Source organism: Saccharospirillum alexandrii (genome assembly GCF_004000275.1).
In the GTDB taxonomy this organism is placed as follows: Bacteria; Pseudomonadota; Gammaproteobacteria; order Pseudomonadales; family Natronospirillaceae; genus Saccharospirillum; species Saccharospirillum alexandrii.
This window is the reverse complement of record NZ_RCIP01000005.1, coordinates 183882-206191: the sequence shown is the minus strand read 5'-3', so window position 1 is coordinate 206191 and position 22310 is coordinate 183882. Positions and strand designations below refer to the sequence as shown.

The following is a 22310-nucleotide window of genomic DNA, read 5'->3' as shown; positions in this document are numbered from 1 at the left end:
AACCGATATGACAGACTCGCTTGAGCTTCTGATCTCGATTGATGTTGCCAACACCCTGGGTGAGGGCGTGCAATGGCACGCCCAAAGCAACAGCCTGTGGTGGACCGACATTCACAACAGCCGTCTCTATCGTTTCGACTGGCAAAGCCGGACTCTGGATCAGTGGCGAACGCCGGACCGGCTGACATCCTTTGGCATTCTCTCAACCGACCCCGTTCGCTTGCTGGCCAGCTTTGCGACTGGCTTTGCGCTGTATCAACCCGAAACCGGCGACCTGAGCTGGATCGCCCAACCGGAAACCGGAAAACCGGGGAACCGGTTTAACGATGGCCGTGTCGACCGCCAGGGTCGTTTCTGGTCGGGCACCATGCAGGATCACGGCGATCGAAAACCGACCGGCACGCTGTACCGGCTGGACGAAGCGGGTGTTCACTCAGTACTTCACGATCTGACCATCCCCAACGCACTATGCTGGAGCCCGGATGGCAAACGCATGTACCACGCTGATACCCCGACCGGCCAGATTCGAACTTTCGATTTCGCCCCGGAATGCGGCGGCCTCAGTGGTGCGAAGCTGTTCGCCGAGGTACCACGCGGCAAGCCGGACGGCGCTGCCATTGATGCCAGCGGCCATTTAATGTGCGCGCTCTTTGGCGGCAGTGGTATAGCCCGGTTCAGTCCTGAAGGTGAGCTAACCGCCCTGCACGATTTACCGGTCTCTCAACCAACCTGTGTCGCCTTTGGAGGACCCAACCTGGATGTTCTGTTCGTTACTTCCGCTACGGAAGACATGACAGAACAACAGCGAAAAGCCGAACCCATGGCCGGACATGTACTGGCGTATGCAACACCTTATCGAGGCCTAGCGGAATGCACGCCAGATGAAGCACGTATACCCAAGCCTCAAGCTAAGTGACTCAAGGTTCGGAGTTCGCTAACGAGACTAGCAGCGGGTGCCGGGTGTGCCCTTGTGGGGTAGTCCGCAGCAAGGATGCTGCGGCCTAGGCTCCATGGATGGATTAACGCCGACCCCACAAGGGCATACCCGGTAGCCGATGCGGTCCACTGTCACCAGACCTCGACCTTCGCCCCCGCAATCGGGGGCTTTTTTTATGGCCGCCTTACAGTACTTTCACCGGCTCACCAGTCGGCTCGGCAATGGCGATGGGGTTGCGCAGCGCCCGGCCAAACCCTTCAGCCGATATTTCGAATACGTCGCCCTCACGGGTTTCAATGCCATCGGCAAAGCTTAATGTGGCCGTGCCATAGAAATGCACATGGGCATCACCCGGCTGACGAAACAGGCTGTATTTGAAGTGGTGGTGTTCCAGGTTGGCAAGGCTGTGGCTCATGTTACTTTCGCCACTGAGGAAAGGCTTTTCCCAAATCACTTCGCCGTTACGCACGATGCGTGACTGCCCACGCACTTCAGCGGGCAAGTCACCGATCAGAATTTCCGGGCCAACGGAGCAGGGTCTGAGTTTGGAGTGCGCCAGCAACAAGTAGTTTTGGCGTTCGGTTTTGTGATCGGAGAATTCGTTGCCAAGGGCAAAGCCAATACGCCATGGCTGGCCTTTCTCATCGTTGATATAGCATCCGGCGATTTCCGGTTCCTCGCCGGCATCAAGCCCGAAGTCCGGAGACTGAAGGGCCTTGCCCGGTGCTGCAACGATGTTGCCGTTACCCTTGTAGAACCATTCGGGCTGGGCGCCGACTTTTCCGTCTTCCGGCTTGCCGCCCTGAACGCCTTGCTGAAACATTTTCATGCTGTCCGTCAGTTCAGACTCGGCCTTGCCGCTGGTTTTGGCGTGCATGTTGGCGCGGGTGTCGGCGCTGCCCAGATGGGTGAGGCCTGTACCTGTGACAAACAAATGCGCGGGGTCTGGATGGGCGAAGGGCGCAAGCAACCGTTGTTCGCTCTCCAACTGGTCATAATCGACACGTTCGTCGGTGGCCAGTTGTTCAACCAGCTCGACCAATTGGGTGGATTCAGCCAGGGCGCGTTGCGCCAATTCATAAAGCGTGGACACCGCACCCACTACCTGAACTTCAGAATTGGAACATACCCGACCGAGGGCAGGCTTGTTTTCGGACGTCAAAAACTGGATCAGTCTCATCTTGGTTACCTTTTTTTATTTTATTCTCTGGGCTCTGTCAGTCGCAGCAGAACGAAGGATTCAACTTTTATTTGTATTATAATACCATAATGAAACGATAGAGTGTCTGATAGTTGCTGTCAACAACCCCGTCTGAGCGCCAGTCGGGACGCTTTGGTAAAAGACACCTGGAAATGAGACGACTGCAGGAGAAGGGCGCGCGCTGGCCATGCGTGAGGCGAAATTAACGGAATAAAATCGGCAAAAGAATTAGCTGAAGATAGCCAGTTGTCACTGAGATCAGTTAACCGACTTCTCCAGCTCTTGCTCAATAAAGGTGAGGGCTTCGTCGATCAGCAGAAACATGCGTTGCTTGGCCAGCTCTGCATCGCCCTCTGCTATGGCGTCGTAAACCAGTGAGTGATCATGCACCACGCCGCCCGGGTTGCTTTTGATCACGTTGGTATGGCGGATGCTGACGTTCAGTGCCGTGCGGGTGAAGTCACGCATGCGAATGAAAAACCGGTTTTCGCTGGCATAGAGAATGCTGATGTGAAAATCGATATCGGCTTCGAGTGCCTGCTCCGGGCCGCCGGATTTAGCCTGGTCCATCCGCTCCAGCGCTTCACGGATCGTCGCGAGCCGCTCCGGACGAGCGTTTTGGGCCGCCAGCGCTGCAGCGGCTGGTTCGATGGCGATGCGCATTTGCAGGAATTCTTTCAGCACACGCATCGAAGGGTTACTTTCAAGCGACCAGCGCAACAGATCGGAATCCAGAATATTCCATTCTTCTTCCGGCAGGATGCGAATACCCTGACGCTGGCGGCTGGAGATCAGGCCTTTGGCCGACAGCATTTTTACCGCTTCACGCACCGCTGTGCGGCTGACACCAAAGCTTTCACACAGCACCGCTTCGCTGGGCAAGCTTTCATTGGCGTTAAACTCACCGCACACAATCGACCGGCCCAATTCCTGGGTCATGCGTTGGGAGAGACTAAGATTTCGCTCTAGAACGGCCATGCACTAAACTCTTCTTTAGCCCAGCTCGGTTACCGGGACTATCATCGGTGAACGGGCATCGACGCCCAGACATTTATCCTATTATATCACATAAACAGCAACGACCTACAGTATCGGCCCACAATCAGGATTTTTCCAGTGGATGTCTACTGTAATACGCACGACCGAGACCGTTCAGACACAATCGATGTAACCCGGATTACAATCAGGGTGTTTGGCGCGATGCCTGAAAAGACAGACACCCCGGCCTTCTGCAGGCCCGGGGAGTCTCAGGGGAAAGGATACTGCGGGGAATCAGCCCTGGGGGCCTGCGGCTTTAATGGCGTCTGAGACGTCATACTTTGCAAAGTTCTGATTGAACTCTTCAATCAGCGCAGCGGCCTTGGCATCGTATGCGGCCGGGTCAGCCCAGGTATTTCGCGGAACCAGCAGTTCATCATCCACACCGGGGACAGCCACAGGAACATCGAGGTTCAGGCCATCGATATGTCGGGTTTCAACATTGGCCAGTTCCCCATTGGTGATCGCCGTGATCACCGCCCGGGTGACCGGAATGCTGAACCGCTTGCCTTCGCCGTAGGCGCCACCGGTCCAGCCTGTGTTGACCAGGTAGACATCGGTTCCGGCCGACTCGACCCGCTTCATCAGCAGCTCGGCGTAAACACCGGCCGGGCGTGGGAAGAAAGGCGCACCAAAGCAAGTGGAGAAGGTGGTCTTGATGCCCTTGCCTGCCCCCATTTCGGTTGAACCGACCAGCGCCGTGTAGCCACTGAGGAAGTGGTAGGCAGCCGCTTCCTTGCTCAATTTGGACACGGGCGGCAATACACCATTCAAATCACACGTCAGGAACACCACGGCATTGGGTTCATCACCCTGGTTGCTCAACTGGCGTTTTTCAATGTGTTCCAGCGGGTAGGCAGCGCGGGAGTTCTGGGTCAGGCTGTCGTCGGTGTAATCCGGCGCGCGCTGATCGTCGAGCACCACGTTTTCCAGAATGGTACCGAAGCGAATCGCTTTCCAGATCAGCGGTTCATTTTTCTCGGTCAGGTCGATGCACTTGGCATAGCAGCCACCTTCAATATTGAACACCACTCCCGGGCCCCAGCCGTGTTCATCGTCGCCGATCAGAAAGCGCTCCGGGTCGGCGCTGAGCGTGGTCTTTCCGGTGCCGGACAAACCAAAGAACAGAGTGGTCTTGCCATCGTCACCGACGTTGGCCGAGCAATGCATTGGCAGCACGTCCTGAGCTGGCAACAAAAAGTTTTGCACCGAGAACATGGCTTTTTTCATTTCACCGGCGTAATACAACCCGGCAATCAGCACCTTGCGCTGCTCGAAATTGATGATGCAGGCAGAGTCGCTGGCCGTGCCATCACGCTCGGGATTGCAGACAAAACTGGGGACGTTCAAGACCTGCCAGCTGTCTTTATTCTGTGCGTTCCACTCGTCAGCCACAATAAAGAGGTTGCGGGCAAACACCTGATGCCAGGCCAGTTCGGTGGTTACTCTGATTGGCACACTGTGTTGTGCGGCTGAACCGACTTCCAGATGACCGACGAAATGCTCACGATCGGCCAGGTGGTCGCTGACGCGTTGCCATAGGGCATCAAATCGGGCTGAATCAAAGGCGCGGTTGACCGCCCCCCATTCGATGTCATCCTGGCTGCCAGCTTCTTTGACGATAAAGCGGTCTTTCGGAGAGCGGCCGGTGCGCTCACCGGTTCGGGCAACAAAGGCCCCGTTATTGGCAAACTCACCTTCTTCGCGGCGGACAGCAAACTCCAGCAACAGCGGGGTGCTCAAGTCCACGTGAGCGTGAGGGGAAAAAGCGGCCATTAGCGGTTATCTCCTTAATAGGGGGATTGTCCAGCGGATCGTTATAGTTGATATGTGTTGATAGTTGCAGGGAGTGTACTGCCCACCGGCACTGGCAAGAAACGATATTTCGTCAATAATTTTCTGACAAGCGACGCGATGCCGTAGTCTACTGAAAGAAAACGACATCCAACCCATCCGGTCAGTTTTTGATATGCCCGTCGTCGCCCTCAGCCATTGCGCCGCTCTAGCGCACGAACTGGGGCTTTGTGCGCATTGATTGAGCATTGATGCAGGATTCGATGGAAAGAATGATCAATAATCGGGCAATCAACCCGGTTTTCGGGTGTCAGGACGAGGCAGGGTTTTGTCAGGCGCAGCCAGCCAAATGTTGTTAAGTTACAAGATTACCTGGCGTCTGGAGCAGTTTTGGTAATTCGATTTCATTGATGTTTTTTTTGAAACACTGTGTTCACTGGTATCGATCGTATCGCCGTGGGAGCACCGAAAAGACATTGCTGTCCACCCTCGTAGTGGTGCATGAGTCTTCCAGACCAGGATTTACAGCCACATGCGCTCAACCACAGCGTCTGTTCATACAATCGGTCGCTGATGGCAAGGCTCAACCGGTTATCGATTCCGGAATAGCCCTGTCAAATCGGGCGACTGCCATACTGGCTCTCGGGCTTGCGCGGCGGGTCGGCTCGCTTCCCGCGCTCGACTTGCTCGACCTTACCGCCTGCTTTCAAAAAGGCTTCCACTTCACTGGCCATTTGCGACCGCAGCGCTTCCCGGTCGGCCAACTGACGTTCAGCCTCTGTCTGTTCCGGCATCAACTTGCCCGACTTGTTATTATCACTCACCTTGATCCCCTTTTCGTACGGATTGGCAGGCGTTGCCGACGTTAAGGCATCACGGAATGAGGCCTATTGGCAACGACTCCCAAAATCACACACCGTTCTTTTATAAAACCTATTTGGGTGTTTCGCAAACAAAATCGCACAACACGCTACCTATTTGGTCAGCCTCGTCCGCTATGAATCCGACCAGTCCGTTGAATCATTGAACAGCGGTCGTAATTCACGAGCAAAACGTCGGCTGACGGTAACCGGTTCGTCCAACCCGCGTACATTCAGCCAAATACCGCCCTGGGCATCCCGCGACAGCTTTTCCAGCCGGCTTTTGGGAACCAGGGTGGTCCGATGCACCCGCACCAGGTGTTCGGGAAAGCGTTCTTCAAGCTGTTTCAGGCTGTAATCGCATAGCCGCTCGCCTTGTCGGCACTGGGCGACAACGTATTTCTGGTCGGCGCGGAAACAAAACACATCGTTCAGCGGGATGCGCTCTTTACCGCGACCGGTTTGCAACGCGATCACCGGGCCGATATCCGCTCCGCTCAGAGCGGTCAGTTGTGCCCGGTTCAATTGGCTGGCCTGGGCCAGCACCTGATGCAGGTCGGCCGACTTTACCGGCTTCATCAAATAGGAGACGGCCTGAACCTGAAACGCTTCCAGGGCGTAATCATCGTAAGCGGTACAGAAGACGATGGCCGGCGGGTTCGGCTGCTGCGACCATTCAGCCGCCAACTCCAGCCCACTGAGTCCGGGCATGCGAATGTCGAGCAGCACCAGATCGGCCGGGTCATCCATTTGCCGGCGCAAGGCCTCCTGACCATTGGCGGCGGTGACGCACTGCGTCACGCTGTCTTCCGACTGCAATAGTCTGAGCAGGCGCTCCCGGGCCAGTGGCTCATCGTCTACGACCATGACTTTCAAGGGTTGCTCCTGTTGTTACGGTGCGTGTTCCCGCGCACCAGCAAGGTGGCGGGCAAGGTTAAACGAACCCGATAGGTTCGCTCATCGGCCGCCGCATAGAGTTTGGCGGCATCCCCATATAAGGTTGCCAGACGATGGCGAATGTTTTCCAGCGCAACCTGATTTCCCCGGGGGGTTCGGCGTCGCTCCGCCCCCTGTTCAGCGGTGGGTTCCGGCGCCGCCGGCGACCTGACCAGCGGGTTCTCAATCTCAATAATCAGTTGGCGGTTTTTCTCCCGGCAGCGAATCAGTAACTGCCCACCGTTAACGCTCGGGGCTATGCCGTGCACAATGGCGTTCTCAATCAGTGGCTGCAGGATCAGCACCGGAACCGACCACCGCGCCGTCGGCCGCGGCGTCTGCCATACCACGGTCAAGCGGTCACCCAGGCGCCATTGCTCCAGAGAAAGATAACCATCGACCAGCGCCAGCTCGTCGCTGAGGCTCCAGAACGTGGTCGCTTCTTTCAGGCTGGCCCGAAACAGCCCGGACAAATCTTCGATCGCTTGTTCGGCCGCCTCGGGGCGGGTCGCAATCAATTCCGCAATGGTGTTCAGACTATTAAACAAAAAATGCGGCCGAATGCGGTTTTGCAACGCTTCAATGCGTGCCGAAAGCTCCGCCCGGGAGCGATCCACCACCGCCTGTTGCAGTTGAAAATAGCGCAGCAACAAGGCCGCAATAATGGCCGTCGCTGCGGTGTGGCGCAGTACCATCACCGGGTCTATTGCAGCCCAGCCCCCAAACACCACCACACTGCCAACCACGCTGACCACAAAACCGACCCCCGACACTGTCGAGAACGCGACCAGCCAGCCCAGCCACAGCGGGCTGCGGGCCAGCCAGCGGCGCAACCGGCACAACAGGGCCGCCGAAGGCAATACGATCCACTGCACGGTCAGGCTCATGGCACCCAGTTGAATCCAGTCGATGCCCGACTGCAGCAGCACCCACACCAGCACCAGCAACTCCGATACCAGCACCAGAAAAAAAACCGAGGTGGCGGTGCACAAATCGGGCAGCACCAGAGAGGGCTGATTGGCGTTGAGAGAGGGGTTTTTCACTGGCTTCAAGAACGCGACCTGCCTGTTAATCTGCGTGAGACAAGGGCTCAGTGTCCCCCGTGCTTGTCCGGGGATCAAGCGACCGGACCCCAATACCCATAGCCAACGCCGGTCAAGCCGATATAATGCCCCTTCACTGTGCCCAAGGAACCCTGTAATCATGTCTGATGACCACGCTCAAAGCACCAATGCCGCCTGGGGTGGCCGTTTTGCCGAAGCAACCGATGCGTTTGTGGCCGAATTTACCGCCTCCATTCAATTCGATCAGCGTCTGTACCGACATGACATTCAGGGTTCCGTTGCCCATGCGACCATGCTGTCTGAAGTCGGAGTGCTGACTGCTGACGAATGTGAACAGATCGTGAATGGCCTTAAGGCCGTCCAGGCCGACATCGAATCCGGTCAGCAGGTCTGGTCGGTGACGCTTGAAGACGTGCACATGAACGTCGAATCGGCCCTGACCGCCAAGATTGGGCCGGTTGGCAAAAAGCTGCACACCGGTCGCAGCCGGAATGACCAGGTCGCCACCGATATTCGGCTGTACCTGCGCGAAGCCATCGACGGCCTGAGCACCGAACTGACCCGGTTGCAGCGCGGCCTGGTCACCCTGGCCACGAACGAGGCCGATACCATCATGCCCGGCTTTACCCACTTGCAAACGGCTCAGCCGGTCACCTTTGGTCATCACCTGCTGGCCTGGAATGAAATGCTGCAACGGGATTTCGAGCGCCTGCAGGATTGCCGCAAACGGGTAAACATACTGCCGCTCGGTGCCGCAGCGCTGGCGGGTACCACCTTTCCGATTAACCGTGAGCGTACTGCCGAGTTGCTGGGCTTCGACCGCGCTTCCGAGAACTCGCTCGATTCGGTCTCGGACCGTGACTTTGCCATCGAATTCACCCATTGGGCGTCGCTGACGATGATGCACCTGTCGCGCATGTCGGAAGAGCTGGTGTTGTGGGCCTCGGCCCAGTTCGATTTCATCAACCTGCCAGACCGCTTCTGCACAGGTTCCAGCATCATGCCGCAGAAGAAGAACCCCGATGTACCGGAACTGGTGCGTGGTAAGACCGGCCGGGTGTATGGCCACCTGATGAGTCTGCTGACGCTGATGAAAAGCCAGCCGCTGGCCTACAACAAAGACAACCAGGAAGACAAGGAGCCGCTGTTCGACACCATCGATACCCTGGCGGGCAGTCTGCGTGCCTTCGCCGACATGGTGCCTTACATTGAGGCCAAGCCCGCGGTCATGAAAGCAGCGGCGCTGCGTGGGTACAGTACGGCGACAGACCTGGCGGATTATCTGGTGAAGAAAGGCATGGCGTTTCGCGATGCGCACGAGGTGGTTGGCAAGAGCGTGGCCTACGGCCTGGCCCAGGGCAAAGACCTGAGTGAAATGACGCTCGATGAGCTGACCCCGTTCAGCGACACCATCACCGCCGACGTGTTCGATGTGCTGACGCTGGAAGGCTCGGTTGCAGCTCGCGATCACCTGGGTGGCACCGCACCCAATCAGGTTCGAGCAGCGGCCGCACGGGCCGGTGTTCTGCTGGCCAGCCGATAATAACGAAGGACGACGATCACCACTCCAGCGAGCGGTGATAGTCGTCCAGCCATTCGGTCATATCAGCCGCGGCCAATGGTCTGGCAAAATAGTACCCCTGCAATGAATCAATGCCCAGGCGCACCAGTTCGTGAAAGGTGGCCTCGTTCTCTACCCCTTCCCCGACGGTTTTCAGACCCAGGTTATGCGCCATGGTAATGGTCGACTCAACGATGACTCTGTCTTGCGAGTCCACCAGCAAATCATCGATGAAGCTCTTGTCGATTTTCAGTGCCTGAATCGGCAGTGACTTCAAATACGCCAGCGAAGAATAACCGGTGCCGAAGTCATCCACTTCAACCCCAACGCCCAGGCCAGCCAGTTGGTTGATGATGGTGATCGCCCGCACCGGATCCGACAGCAGGGTGCTTTCGGTCAACTCCAGCACCAGCGCCGAGCCCGGCAGTTTGTACTTTGCCAGCAACTGCTCGATTTGCCCTGGCAATGCCTGGTCGAGCAATACGCGCGCCGATAGGTTTACGGCCACATAGCGGTCCGGGTGGTGGCGACGCCAGTGAACAATTTGCGCCATGCATTGTTCCAGTACAAAGCGGGTAATCAGCCGAATGCCCTGCCCCATTTCCGCCAGCGGTATGAATTCGGCCGGTGACAGAGCACCCAGCTCCGGATGCTGCCAGCGAACCAGCCCTTCAAAGCCGGCGACGCCGCCGGTGGCCGCACTGATGATTGGCTGGTAGGCCACCCACAATTGGCCCTCGCCAATCGCCACCTCCAGTTCGGACAATACTGCGATGCGCTGGGGGGTGTGGGCATCAAGATGGGCATCGAACACCACCACCGATTCGTTGTTGGCTTTGGCCGCGTACATGGCCACATCGGCACAACGCAGCAGTTCGTGGCCATCCTGACCCTGATCGGGGTAATGCGTCAGGCCGATACTGGCCTCAACCTGCAGTTGCATGGCGTCGATCTGGTAGGGCTCACGCAAACACAGGGCCATGCGTTCGGCGACGGCCAGGGCTTCCTGCTGGCTGACATCGGGCAGCAAGACCGCAAATTCATCGCCACCGAGCCGGGCGATGTTGTGGCTGGTGCGCCATTCCAACATGCGTTGAATGCGCGGCCCGATTTCACACAACAAGCGGTCGCCAAAATGGTGGCCCAGGGTATCGTTAATCTCCTTGAAGCGGTTCAGGTCGAACAATAACAGGCTTGCGCTCTGATCCGGCTGTTGTCCAAGCGTCTGGCTGATCCACTGGTGTAGCTGGGAGCGGTTTCCCAGCCCGGTCAGGCTGTCGTGCATGGCCTGGCTGCGCAAATTCTTGCGCTGCATCAGGTTATCGAACGACAGATTCAGGGTTTGAGCCAGCATCGACAGAAAGTCGAGGTCGTTCAGAATCAGGTCATCACCGAGAATGGCCAGACCCGCGACGGCCTGGTTATCCACCACCAGCGGGACGTAAAACCACTGGCTGGTGTCTGAGCCCCAACTGATGTGACGAGTGGCGAGCGCTTGCTGCAGGGGCTCACTGTGCTCCTGGAAGTGGGTGCGTTGTTCTGGCTTGAGGCTGCTGGCATACCAGAATTCGCTGTCCGGCTGGTAGCAGGCAACCTGGGACAGGCCAACCTTCTGAGTCAGAGCCGTGCAACTGGACACCAGAAAATCGCGAACGCTGCTCTGGCGCTCCAGCCGCGTGGCAACATCAACCAGCCCCCGCAGGCGCTGCTGCCGCCGATTCATTAACTGGTGCTGTTCGCGCAGCGACACTTCAGCGCTTAACCGGTCGCTGATGTCATCGAAGGAGAGCATCACCCCTTCGGTCAGGTTGCCGCTGACTCTGAAAGAATGCACCACCATGGTACGAACTGACCCGCCGAGGGTTTGCAATTGCCACTGGCTTTGCCGGGCTTTCGCATCGCTGGCCTGTTCGATAAACGCCAGAAAGGCGGGCCAGCTCTCATAGCCCTCGGGCTGGTGATCCGGCAGGATGGAAGGCAACTGCAGCACATCCGGTTCATCGCGCACCCCGAACAGACTCGCGGCCGCCCGGTTGATGTTGATCACCCGGCCTTGCAAGTCGACGACCATTGACGCCTGAACGGCGGTCTCGAAAAATGCCCGGTAACGCGCTTCACTTTCCTGCAACCGCCCCTCGAGCCCGAGACGTTCAATTTCGGTCACCGCCCGCTCGGTATAGAGTTCGAGCACCCGGAACAGCGCTGAATCAACCACCAGCGGTTCATCATGGTCGATGGCCAGTATGCCCACCCAGCGTCCGCGCCGGTTGTCGAGCCGGAAGGCTTCGAGATGAACCATGGTATCGAGAGTCGGCCAGTGCTGGCGGTCTGCCGCGGTAAGGCTTTTCACCAGGTGTGACTGGCTGGCGAGCGGGGCTAGTAGACTGTCTGTTAGACGCATGCTGTAGCTGGGCTGCATCAGACCGTCCAGAATCGAAACCAGGCAATCCAGATGCTGGTCGTCGTTAACCTGAAACAGGCTCACTTGCCGGCATTCGAGCAACAGAGCCAGACGCCGGCACAAGTGCTCTATGAAATCCTGCCCGGTAGCAACGGCAACGTCGGCATTCAGCCGGGCCAGCACTTTGTCGAGCCGAGCGTTTTGCTTTTCGATGCGTACCGGGGCGTGGGTATCCACCAAAGACCCCAGGCAGACAATGTGTTCACTATCCTGCCGAATAAAATTGGTACGCTCTTCAACCCAGATGTAACCCTGCTCCCGGTGTTTGATCCGATAGGTCATGAAGATGGGCGACAGCATGGCCCGACACCGGTCGTATTCGGCACCCACTCGCCGACGGTCGCTGGGGTGAATCATCTGATACAAATAACGCCTGGGGTTCTCTCCCAGAAAGTCGTCTGGCGGGTAACCCGTCAGTTGTTCGATCGACTCGCACACATAATTCAGCGCCCAGAGGTCTTTTTGCTCACCCCGCGATTCCGCCTCGTACAGCACCAGTGGTGCATGTTTCAACCAGGTGGAGGGATCTGCAAGGCGTCGGGCCGAGTCATTTCCGACCCTGGAATGTGCGTTTTTTCCCTTCAAAGGCATGGGTGACAGGCTTTTATGATCTGATTACTGGCAGTTTAGTCAGTATGCGCAGATTTGACGAACTGGAAGGACAGTTTTCATTCTTTCCGGGAAGAAAGACGATAAGGCAGGCGGCGCAAAGGCGGAAAACGAGAAGTGCATCACAAAAAACGCAGCCCGGAGGCTGCGCAAAGAGAACTCACCATGAATAGATCGTCGTGATTTACAGCCGGGCCTCGGTCTGTTCGTCAAAAAACACCGCTTTGCTCATATTGAACAACAAGTCCATCGATTCACCGACTTTACCGGCCTCCTGGGGGTGTACCCGGCACTCACATTCCTGGTCGTTAATCCGGGCGAGAATCAGGGTGTCGGCACCGGTTGGCTCGGTGACTTCGATCTTCACCGGTACCTGAGTGATGTACTGTTCGGCCACCAGATGCGGCATCACGTGGGTAATTTGCTCGGGGCGAATGCCCAGCACCACAGTCTTGCCCACATAGCTACTCAGGTCGGCCTGCTTCGGGTCGACCGGCAACTGGAAGATCGTACCCTGAGATTCGATCTGGACGGCGTAGTCTTTCTCCTGTTTGGTCACTTCACAGCGCAGGAAGTTCATCGACGGTGAGCCCATGAAACCGGCCACAAACATGTTGGCCGGGTCATCGTACACTTCCTGCGGCGTACCGAACTGCTGCACGATACCGCCTTTCATAACCGCAATGCGGTCGGCCAGCGTCATCGCCTCGATCTGATCGTGGGTCACATACACAATGGTGGTGCCCAGGCGTTGGTGCAGCTTTTTCATTTCGGTGCGCATTTCCACGCGCAATTTGGCATCCAGGTTCGACAGTGGTTCGTCAAACAGATAGATCTTGGGGCGGCGTGCCAGTGCCCGGCCCATCGCCACTCGCTGGCGCTGACCACCGGACAACTGAGACGGCTTGCGGTCAAGCAGCGGCTCGATCTGCAACAGCTTGGCAACCCGTGCCACTTCTTCAGCGATTTCAGCTTTGGGCATCTTACGAATTTCCAGGCCGAAGGCGATGTTCTTGCGCACGTTCATGTTCGGATACAGCGCGTAACTCTGAAACACCATGGCAATGTCACGGTCTTTCGGGGCTTCGTAGGTTACGTTGGTGTCGCCCAGCAGAATGTCACCGGTGGTGACATCCTCCAGACCGGCGATGCAGTTCAACAGGGTGGATTTACCGCAGCCGGATGGCCCGACCAGAATGATGAACTCACCATCCGTTACATCCAGGCTGATGCCTTTAAGGATGTGCTCTTCACCAAAACTTTTGTAGACGTTGTCAATTTTCAGCTCAGCCATGTTCAGAACTCCCGTTAACCTTTTACAGAACCGGCCGTCAGACCGCGTACAAAATATTTACCGGCAACCACATAGACCACAATGGTCGGCAGTGCCGCGATGATGGCACCGGCCATATCCACGTTATATTGTTTCTCGCCCGTGGAGCTGTTCACCATGTTGTTGAGGCCCACCGTCACTGGTTGGGTACTTGGATCGGAGAACACCACCCCGAACAGGAAGTCGTTCCAGATCTGAGTAAACTGCCAGATCACTGTGACCACCAGAATCGGTGCCGATAACGGCAGGATGATGCGGAAGAAAATGACCCAGAATCCGGCACCGTCCAGCTTGGCCGCCTTGACCAGTTCGTGCGGCAAATTGACGTAGTAGTTGCGGAAAAACAGCGTAGTAAAGCTTACCCCGTAAACGACGTGCGTCAGAATCAGCCCCACCAGACTGCCGGATAAACCCAGCCAGCCGAGTAGCTGCGATTGTGGCAACAGAATCGCCTGAAAAGGCAGGAAACAGCCGATCAGCAGTGCTGCAAAAAACAGCTCGCTTCCCCGGAATTTCCAGAAGCTCAGCACATAACCATTCAAGGCGCCCAGAATGGTCGAAATCGCAACCGATGGAATCACCATCAGAATTGAATTGATAAAGTAAGGCCGCAACCCGCGTTCTTCGCGCGCGCCAATTTGCACTTCACTCCAGGCCATGGACCAGGCATCGAGTGAGAATGACTTGGGCCACTCAATCAACTGTCCCAGCCGAATCTCATCCATCGACCGGAAGGACGTCATAATCATCAGGATCAGCGGTAGCAGATAATAAGCCGCAACAATAATCAGCACGCCATAGAGGACTGCCCGACCATTGATGTTGGCGTAACTCGGATTCTTTGACTTAGCCATTTTTCGGAGTCCTCAGTTCGGAATACAAATAGGGGACCAGTATGGCCAGCACCGTCATCAGCATGATCACCGCCGAAGCCGCACCAATACCAAGCTGACCGCGCTGGAAGGAGAACTGGTACATGAAAATCGCAGGCACATCGGTTGCGTTGCCGGGACCACCGCCGGTCAGTGCGATCACCAGGTCGAAGCTCTTGATCGCGATGTGCGCCAGCATGATAAAGGCCGAGAAAAAGACCGGTCGCATTGAAGGAATGATGATGCGCGTGTACACCGCGAACAGATTGGCACCATCGAGCTGGGCGGCTTTAATAATAGAGGTGTCGATGCCGCGCAAACCGGCCAGGAAAATCGCCATCACAAACCCGCTGGCTTGCCAGACACCGGCAATGACCACGGTATAGATCGCCATATCCGGATCAATGATCCAGTCGAATACGAAGCTCTCCCACCCCATACTGATCACGAAGCGCTCAATACCCACCGTGGGGTTCAGCAACCACTTCCAGACCGTACCGGTGACGATGAATGACAAAGCCATGGGGTAGAGGTAAATGGTGCGTATCGCGCCTTCAGCCCGAATGTTCTGATCCAGCAGGATGGCCATAACCAGACCGACCACCATGCAGATACCAATGAACAACACACCAAAGACCACCAGATTACCCATGGCGTTCAACCAGCGCGGGTTCATGAACAACCGCACATACTGATCAAACCCCACCAGGTCGTAACTGGGCAGGAAGCTGGAGTTGGTAAAGGAAATAAAGGTGGTCCACAGCACAAAGCCATAAAAGAACACCAGCGCAATAACCAGAGTTGGCGAAACAACGAGTTTCGGCAACCAGTAGTCAATGCCCTTCTTGCGTGATACCGACATAGGTTTTCCGTCCGTTCAGTAAGGAGACTCTGAATAGCTCAGCAGTGAGACTGGGCCATTAAGAGATTCCCTCGATGCCTGTTTGCGTTTCAATGCCACCTGATACCCTGTAAGACAGGCACCACCAACCAACCCGGGGCCTCTTGTGGCGTTATTGTTCCCGGAGAAAGTGAGGGTCAGGCAGATTAACTGTATCTGTGATTTCGAGTTTTGCCAGAATCGGCCCGCTTACCCGGAGGCGCGGGCCAAAGGTCGGTCAGCACGGCTGGAACGCCGTCCTGACCAGGCCGTGCCATTATTGGGCAGCGCGTACTGCGCGAGCCAGACGAGTCGCTCCGTCTTCGGCACTCATGTCAGAGTTAAAGAACTCGGTGACGGTGTCGTAGATAGCGCCCTGAATGGTTGAGGTCGTGGACATGCCGTGGGCCATGGATGGCACCAGGCCTTCGCCAGACGCTGCGGTGCTCTTGAAGGTTTCCATAGAAGCCAGAGCGCAATCGTCAAACTTGCCCATGTCGAGGTCGGTACGAGCCGGGATGGAACCCTTGTTCAGGTTAAAAGTTTCCTGAAAGCTCGGTGACAATACCAATTCAGCCATCTTCAACTGGGCTTCTGCGTTAGCGGCGGTGCGCTGCTTGAACATGGCCAGTGAGTCGATGTTGAAAGTAAAGGCATCGGCGGTACCCGGGAACGGCGCACAGATGTAATCTTCACCCGGGGTCATGTTGGCGGCGGTGAATTCACCTTTCGCCCAGTCGCCCATAAACTGCATGGCCGCTTCGCCACGGATAACCATGGAGGTAGCCACGTTCCAGTCACGGCCCGGCGCGCCACGGTCGATGTAGTCGTTCACCTTGCGGAACTCTTCGAAGGCTTCAACCATGGTGTCTGATTCGAGTGCAGCCTGGTCCATTTCAACGAAGACGTCGTTGAAGAAGTCAGCGCCGCCAACAGCCAGTACGATGCTTTCGAAGGTTGTCGCGTCCTGCCATGGCTGACCGCCGTGGGCAATAGGCGTTACACCGGCGGCCTGCAACTCTTCGGCCGCGGCCCACAGTTCGTCCAGGTTAGTTGGGATGTCAACGCCGGCATCGGCGAATACGGCCGGGTTGGCCCACATCCAGTTGACGCGGTGAACGTTAACCGGTGCTGCGACGTAATCGCCATCGTGCTTCATGACGTCGGCGACAACAGAAGGCAGAACGGAGTCCCAGTTGTTTTCGTCTGCAACGTCATCAAGGCTGGCCAGGAAGCCGAGATCGCCCCATTCCTGAATTTCCAGACCCTTGATCTGTGCAGCCGCTGGCGGGTTGCCCGACACGGCGCGCGAACGCAGTACGGTATAGGCGTTTTCACCACCACCACCGGCAACCGCGAAGTCAGTCCAGGTGTGACCTGCGTCTTCAACCATTTCTTTCAGAACCGCGATAGAGCGCGCTTCGCCACCGGAAGTCCACCAGTGCAATACTTCAACTTCGCCGGCCTGGGCTGAAACGGCCAGTGTGCCGCCCATTGCCATCGCGATCAGAGATTTTTTGAACATCATGGTCTCAGTCCTTCTGTTTGTTGTTTTGGTCTTACTGTCTTCAGTTTTGATGATTCCATCGTTGCGCAGGTCTCGGCTGGAGCCCTGTCAACCATCGGGGTTACCCGAATTCAATGATGAATCAATGAACAAAGCTGTGAACTCGCACGGCAACGATCGTTGATCGGCTTGCACGTTACGATTGCCACAGCCTTACTCTAGTCAGCCCGGTTGACCGAGTAACGTCTCTAACAGCAACCTAGCGTAACAAAACCTAACAGCGGCCTGGCCATGAGGCGTGTTACCCCTGTTACCAGAGGTGACATCCATAAAGGCACACGATAGAAACGCCCGAATGTTCAGGATAAAAAAAGTTCGGGGTCGGCGGGAAAGTAACACGAGCCCGCTACAAGCAGGCTCGTCAATGTAACAAAGGTGTTACATTGACGACTTTAGAGGCAACTAACGTCAGTGGGTTTCAGTCCAAAACTGCGCACATAACAAGGCAACCGACTGCAAACCTTCAATATCAGCTTCGGTAAAGGCATCGAGTTGATCGCTGTCCACATCCAGTACCGCCACGACATCATCGTCCACCAATATCGGCACGACTACCTCGGAGCGGGACAGACTGCTGCAGGCAATGTGACCTGGAAAGGCATCGACATCCGGCACCCACTGGCTGGTAGCTTCAGCCCAGGCCGCGCCACATACACCCTGTCCGTGCTCAATGCGGGTGCAGGCGATGTCGCCCTGAAAAGGCCCCAGCACGAGCTGATCGTCTTTCACCAGGTAAAAACCGACCCAGAAGAAACCGAAGGTTTGGCGCAGGGCGGCAGCCAGATTGGCCAGATTGGCCGTGCGATCAGGCTCGCCCTGAACCAGGCCCTGAAGTTGCGGCAACAGCTCGGCGTATTGGGTTCGACGGTCGCCCGTCGGTGTCAGAGTTAAGGTATCGGCCAAGTACTAGTCTCCCAGGTTGGCCAGCTCGCGATACTGCGCAAGGGCGCGATCGGTTTGCTGGCGATGTTCAAAAAAACGGGCCAGAGCCAGGCCGGAATCGCGATTCGGATCAGTCCGCCAGGCTTCGACCAGATAATCTTCCGCTTTGCCCCACAAGGCTTGTGCTTCGCACAGTTGACCGAGTGTCAGCATCAGGGCCGGATTGGTACCGTGGCGTTTTTCAAGTTGCTCGGCCAGCGGCAGCACCCGGGTTTCAGGCAACCGAGTGTCCAGCAGGCAGCGCAGCAGCACTGGGGCGGGCGCCTTTTCCAGCGCTTTGGACAGCTGTTTGAAGGCATTTTCAGCCTGGCCATGCACCAGCAGGCAGCGGCATTCCGCGGCCACTATCTCGGCTTTCTGCCGTATGGGTTTAGGCAGTGTCTTTAACGGTGCCAGAGCGTCCACGGAGGTCTTACACCCCTGTTCAATCAGTTGCAAGGCGACTTGTTGTTGCCACCGCTCGCGATCGGACGGGTTCAGATTGGGTGCCTTGTTCACGGCCTGCAGTGCAACCTCGGCCTGTCCCTGATCCATCAGCGCGCGCCAGTAATCCGGCTGCAAGGAGCGCACCCGCTGCAGCCCCGGCTGTTGCTGCCACAGTGCCAGTAAGGCGGCTGAATCACCCGACTGCACCAGGCGTTCGGCCGTCAGGGCGTCAGCCACCAGTGCGAGATCCGGGTCGGTCTGCTTAAACTGACTGACCCGGGCGGGCCAGTCGCCACTGTCTTGCCCTGGTATCAGCGTCAGAACTCTGGGCAAACGCTCCGAGCCACCGGCGCTGACCACTTTGTGTAATGCCGTCAGTGCTGCCTGGTGGTCTCCTTCCAGCCAGGCATTGACCGCCTGGCCGGTTGCGACCCGGGCGGTTTTACGGTCGCGCCGGTCGCGGTATTGGCGGACCAGTCGCACCGGGTTAACGCCGCGTAGCAACTTTATGGCCAGCCAGCTGACCAACAGTAGAACGAGGAACAGGCCAACGGCGCTCCACAGGGTGATCTCGACCATCCACTGACCCCAGGCGATCATCACATAACCGGGATGACGCACCATAAAGTGGGCCAGCAAGCCAGCAGCCAGAATCAGCACCAGCCACAACAGGACTTTCAGCAGCAGGCGGCTCATGCGTCATCCTCCCCATTGTCAGCCGATTCGGTCGACTCTTCCTCAACCCGGGTCATGTATTGCTCCAGCGCTTCAACACTGGCGTGGATGTCGGGAAAGTCTGGCGTCAGGGTCAGGCCTTGCAGGGCCTCCAGTTCCGTCTCTATGGCACCGAGCTCCAGCTCAGCCGACATGGCCGCGACGCGGCTTTGCAATTGGGCCAGAGCTTCATTGTAGAGCGGCTGATTGCGTGCCAGCAGAGCCAACTGCACCTGCTCGGTCAGCAGCAGGCTATGCTGCTGCCACTGGGCAAACTCAGACAATAACGGCGGCGCCTGATAGGGCACGTCCAGTCGACTGACCGTGACCAGGCTGCTCAGGCTGTCACGGAAGGTTTGCCAGCTCAGCGGTGTCTCATTGCTTTGCTCCTGCGGTTCAAGTCGTTCGGCCGGAGACCACTGACGACTCGCAATGCGTTCGTTGACGGCTTCAAGCCGAAAGTAGGTGCCGCTCAAGTCGACACTGCCCACCGACTGCAAGGCAAGGCGGTCTGACGCAATCTGGCGGCGTACTGGCAACACGGCCGCTTCGGTTAGCCCGCCCAACACTTGGTCGGCCGCGTTGAGCAAACTGATGGCGATGGTGGCGTCACCATCGAGTAGCAGGCGCCGTTCGGCCAGGCGCAGCAGAGTCAGTGCTTCCTCCAGCGGCCAGCGATCGGCCTCCAGATCCTGACGCCGGCTGAGCCGCTGAGCGGTTTCGATCAGCATCGCCTCGAGCGCCTGCTGCTCTTGCTGAACCTGTTGAGCCAGCCGTTCACGCTCACCTTCCGAAGATTCAAGGCGAACACTCAAGCTCGACACCTGCTGGCGCAACTCGCTCAGTGAACTGGCGACGGTGTCGGTTTCTTGCTGCAGTACCCGGTATTGCTGCCAGCCCCAATACACCAGCCACGCCAGGCCAGCGACCATCAATACCAGAACCAGCAGAGAGACCAGCAAGCGATTCGATCGGCCCGAGCCGCCGCCGGCAGCGCCTCGTCGGCGACGCGGAGGCACACCGGCATTGCCAGAAGGTTTGGCTTTTGGCGCAGGCCTGGGCTCGGGCTTCTCCGGCGCGGGCGCTTCAGGCGAGGCATTGGACGCCCCGGCTTCTGGACGGTCGGCTGGGGTCTCAGATGCAGCGGATGCCGGCTTGTCGGTCTTCGCGTCTGCAACCGGCGTGCCTTGCGCAGGCTCCGCCTGTTCTACTACGGGCTTGTCGGTATCCGGTGTTGGTGTCTTGCCAGACTCGGTGTCTTTATTCATGGGCAGTGCGGCCTTTGCTGTCACAGGGCGGCGGGCAAGGCCCGCGCTCCGGGTTCCATTAATGAGTATCAGTGTAAGGTGAACCGGGCCGTGCCGTCACGCCCTGTCCGGAAAGACATTGCGCTACCGCCTCCGGCGAAGCGCCTGGTGCCAGCAGGCAGTGGGCAATACCCCGCTCCCGCGCCCAGGCCATCAAGCGCGGGGAGGTCAGTAACCAGGTGCCCTGCCAACTGCGCCAGTTACTGTTCTGGCCGCCCCACAGGGCATCGCCCAACAGCTGGGAGCTGACCAGAACGGCATCTGCCTGGCCGCTCAGGCGGGTCATGTCTTCCAGTACCGCCGGGTCCAGTGCACGTTCATAGACCTCTATGGACTGCACCTCTGCACCCCGCTCCTGCAGCACCTGAGGATAGAGTTCACGCCCACCCGCTCCCTTCACCACGAGCCACTTGCGCTGGGATACCGCCTGAGTTGAGGGCAAGGAGAGGACCTCTTCCGCGGTGTGGCCAGAGGCCGGGAACTGCGGCACCAGCCCGCCCTGGCTCAATACCCTGGCCGTGGCCGGGCCATTGCACAGCCAATCAACTCCGAGCGGGGGTTGCGGCCAATAGCGATCGAGCGCTGCCGTCAGTTGGCTGGCTGCCGTGGGGCTGACACAGATGACCCCCTGATATTCGTCGAGATTGAGCCACAGCGACCGGCGCTCGGCAGTTTCCGGGTGCAGCGTCAACCGCCAGGGGTCGTGTAACATCAAGTCGGCATAGGGTGCCAGCTGTGACTGCCAGCGAGCCCAGTCGGGCCTGGCCTTGGCCAGCAACAGGCGCATCAGTCAGACAGTTTGGCCAGAATGGCGCCGGCCCCCTGGTCCAACAGCTGCTCGGCCAAATCGAGCCCCAGCGCCGAGGCCTGCGCCAGTTGCTCGGCCTCAGTCCCCCCCAGTAGCACCTCGCCCCGGGCTTTCAGCAAGCGTTCGCCATTTACTTCACCCACACGGGCCTCCATGCTCAGCGTATCGCCTTCCAATAGGGAAAAACCGGCGATGGGTACCTGGCAGCCGCCCTCCAGGCGACGGTTCATGGCGCGTTCGGCGGTCACCCGGATGTGGGTTTGCGGATGCATCAGGGGGGCCAGCAGATTGCGGGTTGCTTCGTCACCCGCCCGGATCTCGATGCCGACAGCACCCTGCCCGACCGCGGGCAGGCACAAATTGGTATCGAGCGTGTGGCGAATACGGTCTTCTAGCTTTAACCGGCGCAACCCTGCCGATGCCAGAATGATGGCATCGTATTCACCGGCATCCAGTTTGCCCAGGCGGGTGCCGACGTTGCCGCGCAGGAAGCGAATCTGCAGATCCGGCCGTGCCGCCAGCAATTGCGCTTGCCGACGCAATGAGGAGGTGCCGACGATGGCCGCTTCCGGCAGGTCGTTCACGTGAGCAAACTGATTGGAAACAAAGGCGTCCGTTGGGTCTTCACGCTCGCAGATCACGGCCAGTTCAAAGCCCTCGGGCATCTCCATGGGCACATCCTTCATTGAATGCACCGCGATGTCGGCGTCACCGTCAGCAATGGCAACTTCCAGTTCCTTGATAAACAGGCCTTTTCCGCCCACTTTGGCCAGCGGAACATCCAGCATCTTGTCGCCTTTGGTGGCCATTTGCACCAGCTCAACCTGAAGTTCCGGGTGCAACTGTGTCAGGGCAGAACGAACGTACTCCGCTTGCCACAGGGCCAGCGGGCTCTTTCGGGTTGCAATACGCAGAATCTGGGACATGTATCTCTTCGCCGTTAAATGAGGCGCAAAGTGTAACAAATAATCGGTGACAAGCGGGTTTGTGATCGACATCC

The 22310-nt window shown here is 57.7% G+C and carries 18 protein-coding genes; 2 read left to right on the top strand and 16 right to left on the bottom strand.

What is annotated here, in order from left to right:
• The first annotated feature begins 7 nt into the window (after positions 1-7).
• Entirely contained in the window at positions 8-916 is a 909-nt protein-coding gene (locus EP166_RS18600; protein ID WP_127559880.1) for an SMP-30/gluconolactonase/LRE family protein, read from the top strand.
• A gap of 205 nt (positions 917-1121) precedes the next feature.
• Here EP166_RS18600 and araD1 read toward each other — a convergent pair whose 3' ends face one another.
• From araD1 to EP166_RS18570, 6 genes are all read right to left on the bottom strand, one after another.
• On the bottom strand, positions 1122-2117 hold the full coding sequence (gene araD1 / locus EP166_RS18595; protein WP_127559878.1) for an AraD1 family protein: 996 nt from the start codon (positions 2115-2117) through the stop codon (positions 1122-1124).
• A gap of 279 nt (positions 2118-2396) precedes the next feature.
• The gene (locus EP166_RS18590; protein WP_127559876.1) at positions 2397-3116 is read right to left on the bottom strand and encodes a FadR/GntR family transcriptional regulator; all 720 of its coding nucleotides are present in this window, start codon (positions 3114-3116) and stop codon (positions 2397-2399) included.
• A 294-nt stretch (positions 3117-3410) separates the two neighbouring features.
• Positions 3411-4952, bottom strand: a complete 1542-nt coding sequence (locus tag EP166_RS18585) for a phosphoenolpyruvate carboxykinase (RefSeq protein ID WP_127559874.1) — start codon at positions 4950-4952, stop codon at positions 3411-3413.
• 632 nt (positions 4953-5584) lie between these two features.
• Positions 5585-5794, bottom strand: a complete 210-nt coding sequence (locus EP166_RS18580; RefSeq protein ID WP_220432634.1) for a hypothetical protein — start codon at positions 5792-5794, stop codon at positions 5585-5587.
• Positions 5795-5965: 171 nt separating this feature from the next.
• A complete protein-coding gene (locus tag EP166_RS18575) occupies positions 5966-6697 on the bottom strand; it encodes a LytR/AlgR family response regulator transcription factor (protein ID WP_246026350.1) in 732 nt (243 codons plus the stop codon).
• A gap of 5 nt (positions 6698-6702) precedes the next feature.
• The gene (locus EP166_RS18570) at positions 6703-7809 is read right to left on the bottom strand and encodes a sensor histidine kinase (protein WP_246026349.1); all 1107 of its coding nucleotides are present in this window, start codon (positions 7807-7809) and stop codon (positions 6703-6705) included.
• Between the two features lie 160 nt (positions 7810-7969).
• Between EP166_RS18570 and argH the strand changes: the two genes are divergently transcribed.
• Positions 7970-9373 carry an argininosuccinate lyase gene (gene argH / locus EP166_RS18565; RefSeq protein ID WP_127559868.1) on the top strand — a complete coding sequence of 468 codons (1404 nt, stop codon included), beginning with the start codon at positions 7970-7972 and terminating at the stop codon, positions 9371-9373.
• A 16-nt stretch (positions 9374-9389) separates the two neighbouring features.
• Here argH and EP166_RS18560 read toward each other — a convergent pair whose 3' ends face one another.
• The 10 genes from EP166_RS18560 to hemC all read right to left on the bottom strand — a co-directional run bounded on the left by EP166_RS18560 (position 9390) and on the right by hemC (position 22236).
• Complete coding sequence (locus EP166_RS18560; protein WP_164744009.1) at positions 9390-12365, bottom strand: bifunctional diguanylate cyclase/phosphodiesterase; 2976 nt, start codon at positions 12363-12365, stop codon at positions 9390-9392.
• A gap of 280 nt (positions 12366-12645) precedes the next feature.
• The gene (locus EP166_RS18555; RefSeq protein ID WP_127559864.1) at positions 12646-13755 is read right to left on the bottom strand and encodes an ABC transporter ATP-binding protein; all 1110 of its coding nucleotides are present in this window, start codon (positions 13753-13755) and stop codon (positions 12646-12648) included.
• Positions 13756-13769: 14 nt separating this feature from the next.
• On the bottom strand, positions 13770-14648 hold the full coding sequence (locus tag EP166_RS18550; protein WP_127559862.1) for a carbohydrate ABC transporter permease: 879 nt from the start codon (positions 14646-14648) through the stop codon (positions 13770-13772).
• Positions 14641-15528, bottom strand: coding sequence for a carbohydrate ABC transporter permease (locus EP166_RS18545; RefSeq protein WP_127559860.1), 888 nt, complete (start codon positions 15526-15528; stop codon positions 14641-14643). The genes EP166_RS18550 and EP166_RS18545 overlap by 8 nt, the downstream gene beginning before the upstream one ends.
• Before the next feature lie 295 nt (positions 15529-15823).
• Positions 15824-17071, bottom strand: coding sequence for an ABC transporter substrate-binding protein (locus tag EP166_RS18540; protein WP_220432641.1), 1248 nt, complete (start codon positions 17069-17071; stop codon positions 15824-15826).
• A 450-nt stretch (positions 17072-17521) separates the two neighbouring features.
• Complete coding sequence (locus EP166_RS18535) at positions 17522-18016, bottom strand: GAF domain-containing protein (protein WP_127559857.1); 495 nt, start codon at positions 18014-18016, stop codon at positions 17522-17524.
• A 3-nt stretch (positions 18017-18019) separates the two neighbouring features.
• A complete protein-coding gene (locus EP166_RS18530) occupies positions 18020-19177 on the bottom strand; it encodes a heme biosynthesis HemY N-terminal domain-containing protein (protein WP_127559856.1) in 1158 nt (385 codons plus the stop codon).
• A complete protein-coding gene (locus EP166_RS18525) occupies positions 19174-20463 on the bottom strand; it encodes a uroporphyrinogen-III C-methyltransferase (protein ID WP_127559854.1) in 1290 nt (429 codons plus the stop codon). The genes EP166_RS18530 and EP166_RS18525 overlap by 4 nt, the downstream gene beginning before the upstream one ends.
• A 58-nt stretch (positions 20464-20521) precedes the next feature.
• Positions 20522-21289 carry a uroporphyrinogen-III synthase gene (locus tag EP166_RS18520; RefSeq protein WP_127559852.1) on the bottom strand — a complete coding sequence of 256 codons (768 nt, stop codon included), beginning with the start codon at positions 21287-21289 and terminating at the stop codon, positions 20522-20524.
• Positions 21289-22236 carry a hydroxymethylbilane synthase gene (gene hemC / locus EP166_RS18515; protein WP_127559850.1) on the bottom strand — a complete coding sequence of 316 codons (948 nt, stop codon included), beginning with the start codon at positions 22234-22236 and terminating at the stop codon, positions 21289-21291. The genes EP166_RS18520 and hemC overlap by 1 nt, the downstream gene beginning before the upstream one ends.
• Between the last annotated feature and the right edge of the window lie 74 nt (positions 22237-22310).

Coding starts and splice junctions, on each gene's coding strand:
- EP166_RS18575 (WP_246026350.1), bottom strand. CDS start 6,697: ATGGTCGTAGACGATGAGCCACTGGCCCGGGAGCGCCTGCTCAGACTA.
- hemC (WP_127559850.1), bottom strand. CDS start 22,236: ATGTCCCAGATTCTGCGTATTGCAACCCGAAAGAGCCCGCTGGCCCTG.
- EP166_RS18530 (WP_127559856.1), bottom strand. CDS start 19,177: ATGAGCCGCCTGCTGCTGAAAGTCCTGTTGTGGCTGGTGCTGATTCTG.
- EP166_RS18540 (WP_220432641.1), bottom strand. CDS start 17,071: ATGTTCAAAAAATCTCTGATCGCGATGGCAATGGGCGGCACACTGGCC.
- EP166_RS18545 (WP_127559860.1), bottom strand. CDS start 15,528: ATGTCGGTATCACGCAAGAAGGGCATTGACTACTGGTTGCCGAAACTC.
- araD1 (WP_127559878.1), bottom strand. CDS start 2,117: ATGAGACTGATCCAGTTTTTGACGTCCGAAAACAAGCCTGCCCTCGGT.
- argH (WP_127559868.1), top strand. CDS start 7,970: ATGTCTGATGACCACGCTCAAAGCACCAATGCCGCCTGGGGTGGCCGT.
- EP166_RS18590 (WP_127559876.1), bottom strand. CDS start 3,116: ATGGCCGTTCTAGAGCGAAATCTTAGTCTCTCCCAACGCATGACCCAG.
- EP166_RS18585 (WP_127559874.1), bottom strand. CDS start 4,952: ATGGCCGCTTTTTCCCCTCACGCTCACGTGGACTTGAGCACCCCGCTG.
- EP166_RS18555 (WP_127559864.1), bottom strand. CDS start 13,755: ATGGCTGAGCTGAAAATTGACAACGTCTACAAAAGTTTTGGTGAAGAG.
- EP166_RS18525 (WP_127559854.1), bottom strand. CDS start 20,463: ATGAATAAAGACACCGAGTCTGGCAAGACACCAACACCGGATACCGAC.
- EP166_RS18600 (WP_127559880.1), top strand. CDS start 8: ATGACAGACTCGCTTGAGCTTCTGATCTCGATTGATGTTGCCAACACC.
- EP166_RS18520 (WP_127559852.1), bottom strand. CDS start 21,289: ATGCGCCTGTTGCTGGCCAAGGCCAGGCCCGACTGGGCTCGCTGGCAG.
- EP166_RS18550 (WP_127559862.1), bottom strand. CDS start 14,648: ATGGCTAAGTCAAAGAATCCGAGTTACGCCAACATCAATGGTCGGGCA.